Origin of the sequence: Streptomyces sp. NPDC002619 (genome assembly GCF_042889305.1) — a bacterium.
Lineage (GTDB): Bacteria > Actinomycetota > Actinomycetes > Streptomycetales > Streptomycetaceae > Streptomyces.
On the sequence record NZ_JBIAQV010000001.1, the window covers coordinates 707,880 to 719,928 of the forward strand.

Sequence of the window (12,049 nt, forward strand, 5' to 3'; positions counted from 1 at the left end):
AGCCTCGCGCGTCCGTATATCGGCACCGCTTCCGTGGAGTTGCCTGCGTGTTAACGCAGTTCATGGCTGTTTGTCATGTTACGCCAGGGAGCGCTTGAGGAAGTCCACCTGGAGCAGCAGCAGGTTCTCCGCGACCTGCTCCTGCGGGGTCATGTGCGTCACGCCCGACAGCGGGAGCACCTCGTGCGGGCGGCCCGCCGCGAGCAGCGCCGAGGACAGCCGCAGGGTGTGCGCGACCACCACGTTGTCGTCGGCCAGGCCGTGCACGATCATCAGCGGGCGGTGCGGCTCGGCCGGGGCGGAAAGACCCTCGTCGGTGACAAGCGAGCTCTGCGCGTACGCCTCGGGGTCCTGGGCCGGGTCGCCGAGATACCGCTCCGTGTAGTGGGTGTCGTACAGGCGCCAGTCGGTGACCGGCGCGCCCGCGATGCCCGCGTGGAAGACGTCCGGGCGGCGCAGCACTGCCAGGCCCGCGAGCCAGCCGCCGTACGACCAGCCGCGGATGCCCACCCGGGACAGGTCGAGCGGGAAGCGCTTCGCGAGGTCCTGGAGCGCCTCGACCTGGTCGTCCAGGGAGACCGTGAAGTCGCCGTGGACCGCCTTCTCCCAGGCCGGGGAGCGGCCCGGGGTGCCACGGCCGTCGGCGACGACCACCGCGAAGCTCTGGTCGGCGAACCACTGCGAGGTCAGATGCGCGTTGTGCGCGGCGACCACCCGCGGCCCGTGCGGACCCCCGTAGGGGTCCAGCAAAACCGGCAGGGGAGTGTCGCCGTGGTAGTCCTGTGGCATAAGCACGGCGCACGGAATTCGGCGTGCGCCCCCCTCGGTGAGGGTCACCCGAGGAGACAAACCGGGATCTTCGGCGTACGACGTGACAGTCGTCGTCGGCTTCCCGTCACGCAGTACCTGGACCCGGGAACCCGGCCGGTCGAGCGTTGCGGAGACCAGCACGGTCACCCCGCCTGCGCGCACCGCCGAGTGCACGCCCGGCTCCTGCGACACGCGCTCCACGCCGAGCTCGTTCACCCGGTAGACGTGCACCTCGCCGGTTTCGGCCGCCTCCGCCTCCTCGCCGGCGGACGCCGAGACCAGCACGTCGTCGGCGCCGACGTCGAGCACCGAACGGATGTGCAACTGGGCTCCTGTCAGCGGGCGTTCACCCACCGTTAGCACCCGCGCGCCCCCCTCGTCGGCGATCCGCACCAGCTGTCCCGAGGGGCTCCAGCAGGGCACCCCAGGGAAAAGTTCAAGCCATGTTGGATCTTCGTCGGCGTGCACCATCCGGGTCGTCCCCGTGTCCAGGTCCACGGCCAGGAACAGCTGGCTGCGCTGGTTGCGCGCCTGCACCAGAAGCAGCGGCGCACCCGCCTCTGACCAGTGCACTCGCGCCAGATACGGATAGCGAGCCCGGTCCCAGACGACCTCCGTGCGCGCCCCGTTCAGGCCGATCACGAACAGCCGCACCTCCGCGTTCGCCGTGCCCGCCGCCGGATACCCGACGTGGTGTGGCTCACGCTCCGGATGGGCGGGGTCGGCGATCCACCACCGCTGCACCGGCGTGTCGTCCGCGCGCGCCACCAGCAGTCGGTCCGACTCGGGCGCCCACCAGAATCCCCGCTCACGCCCCATTTCCTCGGCCGCGATGAACTCGGCCAGCCCGTAGGTGACATCGGCCCTCTCCGGCTCGGCCAGCGCCCGGTCGCCCTCGCCCTCGGCGCCCACCACCCGCAGGGCGCCCTCCGCGACGTACGCGACATGCCGTCCGTCGGGGGACGGGCGGGGGTCGATCACCGGCCCGGGGACGGTGAGTTCACGTGCCGTACCGGCCCGCAGCTCCGCCGTGAAAAGGCGCCCTGACAAGGCGAAAGACGCCAGTTCCAGGGCCGTGTCGGTGGCATAGCCGACGATGCCGGCGCCACCCTCGCGGCTGCGCTCGCGACGCGCCCGCTCCTCGGGCGAGAGGTGTTCCGTGGCCCCGCCCAGCAGGGCGCGCGGGTCGGCCGCCACGCGCTCCCCGCCGTCCGCCACATCGAGAATCCAGAGTGAGTTGGCCCGGTCCGTACCGGAGTCCGAGCGCAGGAACGCGACACGGGAACCGTCGGGAGCCACGGTGAACGCGCGCGGCGCGCCGAGCGTGAACCGCTGGGTGCGTGCGTGCCGTCGGGGGAAGGAGTCAGGCTCGGTCGTCATGCCCTGACCATATTGGCCATGCGCCCCCTTGTGCGGCTGTGCGCCGCGCGATGCGCGAGCACGGATAGTTATGATCACTACCGCTGCGTGGGTATCAACCCGCAGGCATCCGCATGGATTTGCTGTACCGATCTACAACCCCCATAGTCCGAACCCCCCGAATCCCCGGGACACTTGGAGGTGAGCCGCCGTGGCACTCTCGATTTCGGCGGTGGTGCTGCTGGCGATCATCGTCTTCCTACTGATCAAGAAGTCAGGGCTGAAGGGCGGCCATGCGGTCGTCTGCATGCTCCTCGGCTTCTATCTCGCCTCCTCGACGGTTGCCCCCACCATCAGCGACCTCACGACGAACCTCGCCAGCATGATCGGTAGCATCAAGTTCTGACCGCCCTCCCACCCCGCGTTGCTCGGCACCGTCCGTGCCGCCTCGTAGGGTGGGGTCCATGACGGAACTGCCCGACCGGCGTCTGCTCCTGGTGCACGCGCACCCGGACGACGAGTCGATCAACAACGGCGCGACCATGGCCAGGTACGCGGCCGAGGGCGCGCGGGTCACCCTGGTCACCTGCACCCTGGGCGAGCGGGGCGAGGTCATCCCGCCCGAGTTGCGGCATCTGACCGGCGCGCCCCTCGGCGCCCACCGCCGACGCGAGCTCACGGCCGCGATGCGTGAACTCGGCGTCGACGACTTCCGCCTGCTCGGCGGCGCCGGGCGGTACGGCGACTCCGGGATGATGGGCCTCGCCGACAACGACGACCCGCACTGCTTCTGGCAGGCCGACGTCGACGAGGCCGCCGCACTCCTCACCGAGGTGATCCTGGAGGTCCGCCCCCAGGTCCTGGTCACCTACGACGCCGACGGCGGATACGGCCACCCCGACCACATCCAGGCCCACCGCGTCGCCATGCGCGCCGTCGAGCTGGCTGCCGACGCCGGTCACCGCATCGCCAAGGTCTACTGGAACCGCGTCCCGCGCCCCGTCGCCGAGGCCGCCTTCGCCCGCCTCGCGGACGCGCTGCCCGACCTCCCCTTCGCCAAGAGCGGCGCCGTCGACGACGTGCCGGGCGTGGTGGACGCCGACCGGATCACCACCGTGATCGACGGCACCGCCCACGCCGCCGCCAAGGCCGCCGCGATGGCGGCCCACGCCACGCAGGTCGAGGTCGCCGGAGAGTACTTCGCGCTGTCCAACGAGCTGGCGCAGCCGATCTTCACCACCGAGTACTACGAGCTGGTGAACGGGGAGGCGACCGGCGAGACCGATCTGTTCGCCGGGACCGGCGCCACCCACGAGGAGACGCCATGAGTACGGCGGGACGCGGCCCGATGCTCGCCCAGCCGCTGCAGCGCCCCTCCGCCGGGCGGATCGCCGCGCACCTCGGACTGTTCGTGCTCGGTGCCGTCGTCGGAATCGCCGGTTCGCTGGTGCAAGCGGGCTGGTTGCCCGGCGGACTGCTGCTCGCCCTGGCCGGCTCGGCCGGGCTCTTCCTCGGCGGGGCACGTGCCACCGGCGGCCGCGGCGGGGCGGTCGCGCCCGCGGCCGGCTGGATGCTCGCCGTCATCCTGCTCACCGCCAGCCGTCCGGAAGGTGACTTCCTCTTCGGCGCGGGAGGTGGCTCCTATCTCTTCCTCCTGGGCGGCATGGCCGTGGCTGTGATCTGCGCCACCATCGGACTGGGGAGGCGACCGGGCGGCAACGGCGCCCGACTTGCCAAGTGACGTACCACTTCGCCGTGAGGCGCGCGTGCAAGTGCCGTGTGGGTTTCCCCGGCGGTCATGGGATACAGGCCGGAAGTGGCCAGTATGGTGGTGCGCGCCGCCGAGCAGCCCGAGCAACGTCGAGACGGGCGGCGGAGCCAACCGGGAGAACCTGCCTTGAGTCGTGAAACTGACACTCCGTCCTCCGGGCCCAACGGGCGCGGCGGAGCCGCATACCCCTCGGGCACGCCGCCGTACGGGACCCCCATGGTTTCCGGCGACGGCACGGACGCGGGCCGCGCGGCCGCGCAGCCGGAGGAACGCAAGACCGAGACCACGCTGACGACCCGGATCCGGATCAACATCCCCGGATCGCGGCCCATCCCGCCGGTCGTCGTGCGGACGCCCGTCGCGGACGCCGAGGGCTCCGCCGACGACACGGCCGCGGCCCCGCAGCCGTCCTCGGCTCCGGCCGCCGCGGAGGCTCCCGCCGAGCCCGCCGCGCCGGCCGCCGAGGACAAGACCAGCGACTGGTTCGCGCCGCGCAAGTCCGGCCCGGCCAAGGGCGGTCAGGGCGGCACGGGCACGAACGGCGCCGGGACGTCCGCCGGTTCGGCGGCCGGAGCCGCCGCCGCGGGCGCCGCTCCGGGCGCCTCCGGCGGTGCGCGGCCCGGTGGCGCGAGCGCCCCCGGCGGTGCCCGTCCGGGCGCCGGCCGGCCCGGCGGGGTCGTCGGCTCCATGAGCGCGCCGGGCGGTCCCCGCCCCGGCGGTACGAACGGCGCCGGGTTGCCCGGTGCCACCGGCGGACCCGTCGCCCCCGGCCATGGCGGCGGCACCGGCTCCTTCGACGTCACCGAGGCCCTCGCCGCGGGCCCGCTGGGCGGTGGCTCGCGGCCCGGCACGGGCGGCCCCGGCGAACCGCGCCGAGACGACCTGCCGTACTTCTCGGAGAACGGCGGCGGCCCGGGCGGCCCCGGCGGCACGAACGGCCAGGGCGGCCCGGGTGCCCCCGGCGGCCCCGGCGGCTTCAGCGGCACGAACGGTCCGGCCGGCCCGACCAGCGGCCCGGTCACCGGCGACGGCCCGATGGTGCCGCCCGGCGGCGGCGCGGGCGGCCCCGGCAGGCATGCCGGCCCCGGCGCCAACCTCGGCCCCGGCGGCGGCCTGAGCGACGACACCGCGATCCTCACCCCGCAGAAGCCGGCCCCGGAGGGCACGCCCGGCTACGGCAATCCGGCGGACAACATCTCCGGGCACACCGTCACCAGCGGCATCCCGGTCGTCCCGTCCGGCGCCGCCTCGCCGTTCGGCCCGGGCACGCACCCCGACGGCCCCGTGCCGCACACGCCCCCGAAGCTGCCCGAGCCGGTCGCGCAGAACGTGCCCGCGGCCGCCAAGCCCAAGAAGAAGGGCCGCAGCAAGCTCGTCCTGCTCGGTGTCGGCGCGGTCGTCGTGGTCGGCGGTGCCTACGGCGCCGGGCTGCTGATGAACCACACCGACGTGCCCAAGGGCACCACCGTGCTCGGCGTCGACATCGGCGGCGGCACCCGCGACGACGCGGTCAAGAAGCTCGACGACACGTTCGGCGGGAGCGTCAACAAGCCGCTGAAACTGTCCGTGGACGGGAAGACGATCGAGCTCGAACCGGACAAGGCCGGGCTCCAGTTCGACTTCCAGGCCACGGTCGGCGAGGCCGCCAGGAGCGACTACAACCCGGTCACCGTGATCGGCTCGCTCTTCGGTCAGCAGCGCGAGATCGAACCCGTCATGCCGGTCGACGAGGAGAAGCTCCAGGCGGCCCTGCAGGCCTCGGGCGGCGGCTCCGGCTCGGTGACCGAGGGCACGATCAAGTTCGAGTCCGGCAAGGCTGTCGCCGTCTACGGCAAGGCCGGCAAGGGCATCGCGGCCGCCCAGGCGACCCCGGCGGTCGCGCAGGCGTACCGCACGCTGGTGGAGACCGGCACGGCGTCCCCGGTGACCGTGCCCACGACGACCCAACAGCCGGCGGTCTCCAACGCCGAGGTCGACCGCGAGATGAAGGCCTTCGCCGAGCCGGCGATGTCCGACAACGTGACCGTGCAGACCGATGCCGTGCACTCGATCCGGTTCAGCCCGCAGAACTCGCTGTGGAAGTTCCTCAAGGTGACGGCCGTCGACGGCAAGCTGGTCGACAAGCCCGACCTGAACGCCCTGAAGGCGCTGTACGGCCAGACCTTCGACGGCGTGAAGATCACCCGTGCCAACGGCTCGAAGACGGCCGTCACGCCGCAGGACGTGTACGTCGCCCTGCGCACGGCACTGACGAGCAAGACCAACCGGGTCGGGGTCATCCAGACGAACCCGAACTGACACGGCCCGCGAAGGGGCGCTCGGTGACGGCCGGGCGCCCCTTTCGCATGCCACGGCCTCCGTATGACATCTGTCATGCCGCAGTCAGGACCGCCGACACTGCCGAGCCCGGGGCCACCGCCGCCAGCATGGACGTCATGACAACGACAGCTTCGGTGGTCGGATTCGACCAGGTGAGCAAGGTGTACGGGAGCGTGCGGGCCGTGGACGGGCTCTCGCTCCGGCTGCACCCGGGGGAGACCGTGGCGCTCCTCGGGCCGAACGGGGCCGGCAAGTCCACCACCCTCGACCTGCTCCTCGGCCTCAAGTACCCCGACAGCGGCACGGTGAGCGTCTTCGGCACCAGCCCGCGCGAGGCGATCGTCGCCGGGCGGGTCGGCGCGATGCTGCAGAGCGGCGGGCTGATGGACGAGGTCACCGTCGCCGAACTGGTCGGGCTCGCCTGCGCGCTGCACCCGAAGCCGTACAAGTCGGGCGATGTCCTCGCCCGCGCCGGCATCGCGCAGATCGCCGACCGCAAGGTCAACAAGCTCTCCGGCGGCCAGTCCCAGCGCGTCCGCTTCGCCCTCGCCACCGCCGGCGACAGCGATCTGATCGTCCTGGACGAACCGACCACCGGTATGGACGTCTCCGCCCGCCAGGCCTTCTGGGCCACCATGCGCGAACAGGCCGACCAGGGCCGTACGGTCCTGTTCGCCACGCACTATCTGGAGGAGGCGGACGCGATCGCCGACCGCGTGTTCGTGCTGCACCGGGGGCGGCTGCTGGCCGACGGCACGGCGGCCGAGATCAAGGCGAAGGCGGGGGCGCGGCGGGTGTCGTTCGACCTGCAGGACGTCATCGACGAGGAGCCCCTGCGGACCCTCCCGTTCCTCACCTCCATCGACGTCAGCGGCCAGACCGTCCGCATCCAGTCCACCGATGCCGACGCCACCGTGCACGCCCTGTACGGCCTCGGTGTCTACCCCCGCAATCTCGAAGTCGCCGGGCTCGGGCTCGAGCAGGCCTTCGTCGCCATCACGGAGGCCGAGGAGGCCCGGCAGTCATGAACAGTCTCATCAAGCTCGAACTCGTCCGAGCCCTGCGCAACCGCAAGTTCCTGTTCTTCTCGGTGATGTACCCGTCGGTGCTGTTCCTGATCATCGCGGGCAACGCGGGCCGCACGGCCAGGGTCGACGGCACCGGCCTGACCGTGGCGACGTACATGATGGTCTCCATGGCCTCCTTCGGCGCCCTCACCGCCGTCCTGATGGGCAACAGCGAGCGCATCGCCAAGGAGCGCGAGAGCGGCTGGGTACGGCAGCTCCGGCTGACCACCCTGCCGGGGCACGGCTATGTCCTCGCGAAGACCGCGAGCGCGGCCGTGGTGAGCCTGCCGTCCATCGTCATCGTCTTCGTCGTCGCCGCGATCGTGAAGGACGTACGGCTCGACGCCTGGCAGTGGCTCGCCCTCACCGGCGCCATCTGGGCCGGCAGCCTGGTCTTCGCCGCCCTCGGGGTCGCCCTCGGCTATCTGGCCAGCGGGGACGCGGTCCGCCCGATCACGATGATCACCTACTTCGGGCTGTCGATCCTGGGCGGCCTGTGGATGCCGAGCACGACCTTCCCGCAGTGGCTGCAGGACATCGCGAAGTGGCTGCCCACGCACGCGTACGCTGCCCTGGGGCGGGCCATCGAGCAGAGCCGGGCCCCCGAGGCCCAGGACATCGCCATCCTCGCCGTCTTCTTCGTCCTGTTCGCGGGCGGCGCGGCCTGGTTGTACCGGAAGGACACGCTGAAGGCGTGAGCATCATGACGGACCCCCTGACAGGGGAGGCGAGGCGCGGGCCGCTGGTCCCCATCGGACAGCCGCCGCGCAACCAGCGCGACATGGTGCTGCGCAAGCTGGTGTGGATCGGCGTCTGGCTCGTCTTCCTCAGCTCGCCGGTCCACGACCTCGTCGCCGGGGACCACAGCACCGGCGGCACCGTGGCCGGCTCGCTGGGCCTCACGGTGTTCGTCGGGGCCTATCTGGCGCTGGTCTTCCGCAACATGGGCGCCCCGTTCAGCCCGCGGTTCGTCATCGTCCTGATCCTCATCCTGAGCGCGCTGGCGAGCGTGCTGTGCCTCACGCTCGGCGCGGCGTGGCTCGGCCTGTTCTGCTACGTCTCCGTCGCCTGCGGGGCCACCCTCCCGCCGCGCGGGGCGTACTGGGCGGTCCCGGCGACGGGCGGGCTCATGCTCCTGGTCGGCTGGCGCGTGGGCCCGGGCATGGCCCGCGACCTGATCCTGATCCTCCTCCTCATCGGCTTCGCGATGACCGGTGTCGGCCAGCTCGTCCGCACGACCATCGAGTTGCGCAAGGCCCGTGCGACCGTCGCCCAGCTCGCCGCCAACGAGGAGCGCCTGCGCCTCGCCCGCGACCTGCACGATCTGCTCGGTCACTCGCTCTCCCTGATCACGCTGAAGAGCGAGCTGGCGGGCCGGATGCTGCCCGGCCACCCCGACAAGGCGGCCCAGCAGGTCGCCGACATCGAACAGGTCAGCCGCCAGGCCCTGGTCGACGTGCGCGAGGCGGTCTCCGGCTACCGGCGCCCGCGCCTGGCCGCCGAACTCGCCGGCGCGCAGGTCGCCCTGACCGCCGCCGGCGTCGTCGCCCACGTCCCCGCCGAACCGGACCTCGCCGGTCTTCCCGAGGACGCCGAGTCCGTGCTCGCCTGGGCGCTGCGGGAGGCCGTCACCAACGTCGTACGGCACAGCGGCGCCAGACGCTGCACGGTGGAGGTGCTGCGCCGCCAGACCCTGGACGGACCGGTCCTCGAACTCTCCGTCGAGGACGACGGATCCGGCGGCTCCGGCAAAGGGCCCGGCAACGGGCTCACCGGTCTGACCGAGCGCCTGGAGAAGGTCGGCGGCACCCTGGAGGCGGGCCGCGTCAGGCACGGCTTCCGGCTCGTCGCCCGCGTGCCCGCGGCCACGGCGGCGGACGTAGGATCCGGGGCATGAGCAGCACGATCAAGGTCCTCCTCGCCGAGGACCAGTCGATGGTCCGTGAGGCCCTGGCCGCCCTGCTCGGCCTGGAGGACGACATCGAGGTCGTCGCCCAGGTCGCGCGCGGCGACGAGGTACTGGCCGCCGCGCGGGAGCACGACGTGGACGTGGCGCTGCTCGACATCGAGATGCCGGGCTGCACGGGTATCGAGGCGGCGGCCGAACTCCACCGGGAGTTCCCGGCGTTGAAGCTCGTCGTCCTCACCACCTTCGGTCGCCCCGGCTATCTGCGCAGCGCCATGGAGGCGGGCGCCGACGCCTTCCTGGTCAAGGACGCGCCCGCCGCCCAACTCGCCGAAGCGGTACGCAAGGTCCTCGCCGGCGAGCGGGTCATCGACCCCACCCTTGCCGCGGCGGCCCTGGCCGAGGGCGCCAATCCCCTCACCGACCGCGAACGCGAGGTCCTCCGCGCGGCGGCCGACGGCTCGACCAACGCGGAACTGGCCAGGACCCTGCACCTGTCCCAGGGCACGGTCCGCAACTACCTCTCGACGGCCATCCAGAAACTGGCGGTCCGCAACAGGGCGGAGGCGGTCCGCACGGCACGCGAAAAGGGCTGGCTGTAGCCGCTCAGTTGAGCTTGGCGCGGGCCGCGTTCGCCTGCCGTCGCACGCGCTGCGCGGTAGGTTCGTCGACCACCGACACCAGTTCCGCGTAGGCGTCCAGTTCCGCGGCTCCCGTCAGGAACTCACCACGCTGCACGAGCAGTTGCGCCCGCTCGTAGCGCAGCCGGGCCGGATGCGAGGGCAGCAGCAGGGACAACTCCACGGCCCACAGGGCGACATCGGACCGTTCCGGCCGCGCGGCGGCCCACGCCCGGATGTTGTTCAGAATCCGCCGTACGACATCGACGGGAGCGGCGGGCACGAGCATCGACGCGTGCAGCGGAGCGCCCGTGGCCCCCGCGACCAGCAGCTCGGCATCCGTCCCTGTGAGCACCCGCCCCCCACGGAACGGATCGGCCAGCACCTGCTCCTGAGCCTCCCCGAACCCGACGACGAAGTGCCCCGGCAGCGCGACCCCGTACACCGGGGCCCCGGCCCGCCTGGCCACCTCCATCCACACCACCGACAGCAGGATCGGCAGCCCGCGCCGACGCCGCAGCACCTGGTGCAGCAACGACGACTCCAGCCGCTGGTAGTCCGCCGGAACGCCACCGAACTCGCAGCGCACGCCGAGCAGCTGGTGCGTGGCGTTGGCCCAGGCGAGCGGCCCACCGGGCCGGTACGGCAACTGCCCCGCCAGCCGGTCCAGCTCCAGCTGCGCGGCATCGATACCGGCCTCGTCCAGCGACCCGTCCGCCTCCGCGCCGATCAACAGGCACAGCGCCGACAGATCGGGCCGCTCGGACCGCGCTTCGTCCCCGAACCGCAGCCGCAGCTCGGCGGACCGTTCCGGGGGCGGGGGGTAGGGCGGAGGCATGACGGACCTGTGCCTTTTCACGACGATCCGCGCGGCCGGTCAGTGGCTACGGCGTCCGGCTCGCGGTGGTGGGCGACGGGGTCGGGCGCGGGGGCGTCGGCGACGGCGTCGGGCTCGCGGTGGTGGCTGACGGCGCGCGGCTCGCGGTGGTGGGCGAAGGTGTTGGGCTCGCGGTGGTCGCCGGTGGTGTCGGGTTCGTCGGAGTGGGCGACGGGGTCGGGCGCGCGGTGGCGAGCGGTGGGGTCGGGCTCGCGGTGGCGAGCGGTGGGGTCGGGCTCGCGGTGGTGGGTGACGGCGTCCGGCTCGCGGCGGCGGCCGATGGCGTCCGGCTCGCGGACGTGGTCGACGGCGTCCGGCCCGTCCACGTCAGGCTCGCGGTAGTGGTGGTACGCGTGGTGCGCCGCGAAGCCCATCCTGGCGTACAGCGCCCGTGCTCCCGCGTTGTCCGTCTCGACCTGGAGCCAGGCGGCCGAGGCGCCCTCCTCCAGCGCGCGCCGGGCCAGCGCGGCCATCACCTCGGTGGCCAGCCCCCGGCGTCGTACGGCCGGATCCACCTCGACGGCGGCGAACCCGGCCCACCGCCCGTCCACGACACACCGCCCGATCGCGGCGGGGGCACCCCGGCCCGCACCGGGCACGCTCGCGAACCACACCGAAGGACCGCTCCCCAGCACCCGCAGGGCCACCTCGCTCACCCCCTTGCGCTGATACCCGGCCAGCCACGCCTCGTCCGCCACGCGGGACAGGACCACCCCGGCACCCTCGGCCCGGTCCGCGACCGGTGCCAGTGCGCCCGTCCACAGCTCGGCGGTCACCTCGCGCACCCAGCCGCGCCGCTCGAGCTCCGCGCAGAGCAGTTCCTGCGTGCTCTCCGCGCCGGTCGCGGTCTGGATGTACGCGGGCAGTCCGCGCCCGCCGTACCAGCGTCGTACGGCTTCCAGTGCCGCGTCGAGTGGAAGGCCCGGGTCGCCGAGCGGCAGCACGCTGTTGGCCCGCCGGGTGAACCCGCCGGCGGCCCGCAGTTCCCACCCACCGAGCCACTCGCTCTCCACCGGCCGCCACGCCCGCGAGGCGATCCGCGCCAGCTCCTCATAGGTGGCCGCGGGACCACGCCGGCGCGCCGGAGCGGCGGGAACGACCTTGCCCGCGACCAGCAAGGACTCCGCGATCCGGACGGCCTCCCCGTCCTTCCGTGTGATCAGCAGCACACCGTCGTCCCACGATGTGAGAACCCCCACCGTGTCGGTGAACTTGTCCCCCGGGCGATCAAGTTCGCTCAAGCGCCGTACGGAGACTCGTTTGCCCACGTCAGCAGCGGTGATACGGACCTCGAATCGCCCGGCAGCAGAGATTTCCACA

General features: G+C 72.7%; 10 protein-coding genes and 1 pseudogene. 8 read left to right on the forward strand and 3 right to left on the reverse strand.

Translation table 11 applies throughout. From position 1 onward, the window contains the following. Positions 1–78: 78 nt before the first annotated feature. A complete protein-coding gene (locus ACFYXB_RS03475; RefSeq protein ID WP_389577234.1) occupies positions 79–2,190 on the reverse strand; it encodes a prolyl oligopeptidase family serine peptidase in 2,112 nt (703 codons plus the stop codon). Positions 2,191–2,380: 190 nt separating this feature from the next. Here ACFYXB_RS03475 and ACFYXB_RS03480 point away from each other — a divergent pair, with 190 nt between their 5' ends. The 8 genes from ACFYXB_RS03480 to ACFYXB_RS03515 all read left to right on the forward strand — a co-directional run bounded on the left by ACFYXB_RS03480 (position 2,381) and on the right by ACFYXB_RS03515 (position 9,834). After that, positions 2,381–2,575, forward strand: a complete 195-nt coding sequence (locus tag ACFYXB_RS03480) for a hypothetical protein (RefSeq protein WP_189310777.1) — start codon at positions 2,381–2,383, stop codon at positions 2,573–2,575. 58 nt (positions 2,576–2,633) lie between these two features. Continuing rightward, entirely contained in the window at positions 2,634–3,497 is an 864-nt protein-coding gene (mshB, locus tag ACFYXB_RS03485) for an N-acetyl-1-D-myo-inositol-2-amino-2-deoxy-alpha-D-glucopyranoside deacetylase (RefSeq protein ID WP_389577235.1), read from the forward strand. Then, entirely contained in the window at positions 3,494–3,910 is a 417-nt protein-coding gene (locus tag ACFYXB_RS03490; protein WP_389577237.1) for a DUF6113 family protein, read from the forward strand. Before mshB ends, ACFYXB_RS03490 begins: the two co-directional genes overlap by 4 nt. 156 nt (positions 3,911–4,066) lie before the next feature. Then, the gene (locus ACFYXB_RS03495; RefSeq protein WP_389577239.1) at positions 4,067–6,238 is read left to right on the forward strand and encodes a hypothetical protein; all 2,172 of its coding nucleotides are present in this window, start codon (positions 4,067–4,069) and stop codon (positions 6,236–6,238) included. 137 nt (positions 6,239–6,375) lie between these two features. Further along, the gene (locus tag ACFYXB_RS03500) at positions 6,376–7,287 is read left to right on the forward strand and encodes an ABC transporter ATP-binding protein (RefSeq protein ID WP_389577241.1); all 912 of its coding nucleotides are present in this window, start codon (positions 6,376–6,378) and stop codon (positions 7,285–7,287) included. Beyond that, positions 7,284–8,024: an ABC transporter permease gene (locus ACFYXB_RS03505; protein ID WP_351344002.1), complete on the forward strand. Its 741-nt coding sequence runs from the start codon at positions 7,284–7,286 to the stop codon at positions 8,022–8,024. Before ACFYXB_RS03500 ends, ACFYXB_RS03505 begins: the two co-directional genes overlap by 4 nt. Before the next feature lie 5 nt (positions 8,025–8,029). Next, positions 8,030–9,223: a sensor histidine kinase gene (locus ACFYXB_RS03510; RefSeq protein ID WP_389577448.1), complete on the forward strand. Its 1,194-nt coding sequence runs from the start codon at positions 8,030–8,032 to the stop codon at positions 9,221–9,223. Beyond that, positions 9,220–9,834 carry a response regulator transcription factor gene (locus tag ACFYXB_RS03515; RefSeq protein WP_351343999.1) on the forward strand — a complete coding sequence of 205 codons (615 nt, stop codon included), beginning with the start codon at positions 9,220–9,222 and terminating at the stop codon, positions 9,832–9,834. The genes ACFYXB_RS03510 and ACFYXB_RS03515 overlap by 4 nt, the downstream gene beginning before the upstream one ends. Before the next feature lie 4 nt (positions 9,835–9,838). Here the strand turns inward: ACFYXB_RS03515 and ACFYXB_RS03520 are convergent, their stop codons facing one another. Both ACFYXB_RS03520 and ACFYXB_RS03525 read right to left on the reverse strand, forming a co-directional pair. Then, positions 9,839–10,690 (reverse strand): tetratricopeptide repeat protein, encoded by an 852-nt coding sequence (locus ACFYXB_RS03520; protein WP_389577243.1) that lies wholly within the window; start codon positions 10,688–10,690, stop codon positions 9,839–9,841. Between the two features lie 356 nt (positions 10,691–11,046). Continuing rightward, positions 11,047–12,048 (reverse strand): annotated as a pseudogene (locus tag ACFYXB_RS03525) (GNAT family N-acetyltransferase); the annotation flags it as partial. Between the last annotated feature and the right edge of the window lies 1 nt (position 12,049).

What these genes read in the sequence shown, in the direction of transcription:
- ACFYXB_RS03475 (WP_389577234.1), bottom strand. Translation starts at nt 2,190, where the DNA reads ATGACGACCGAGCCTGACTCCTTCCCCCGACGGCACGCACGCACCCAG.
- mshB (WP_389577235.1), top strand. Translation starts at nt 2,634, where the DNA reads ATGACGGAACTGCCCGACCGGCGTCTGCTCCTGGTGCACGCGCACCCG.
- ACFYXB_RS03490 (WP_389577237.1), top strand. Translation starts at nt 3,494, where the DNA reads ATGAGTACGGCGGGACGCGGCCCGATGCTCGCCCAGCCGCTGCAGCGC.
- ACFYXB_RS03500 (WP_389577241.1), top strand. Translation starts at nt 6,376, where the DNA reads ATGACAACGACAGCTTCGGTGGTCGGATTCGACCAGGTGAGCAAGGTG.
- ACFYXB_RS03505 (WP_351344002.1), top strand. Translation starts at nt 7,284, where the DNA reads ATGAACAGTCTCATCAAGCTCGAACTCGTCCGAGCCCTGCGCAACCGC.
- ACFYXB_RS03510 (WP_389577448.1), top strand. Translation starts at nt 8,030, where the DNA reads ATGACGGACCCCCTGACAGGGGAGGCGAGGCGCGGGCCGCTGGTCCCC.
- ACFYXB_RS03515 (WP_351343999.1), top strand. Translation starts at nt 9,220, where the DNA reads ATGAGCAGCACGATCAAGGTCCTCCTCGCCGAGGACCAGTCGATGGTC.
- ACFYXB_RS03520 (WP_389577243.1), bottom strand. Translation starts at nt 10,690, where the DNA reads ATGCCTCCGCCCTACCCCCCGCCCCCGGAACGGTCCGCCGAGCTGCGG.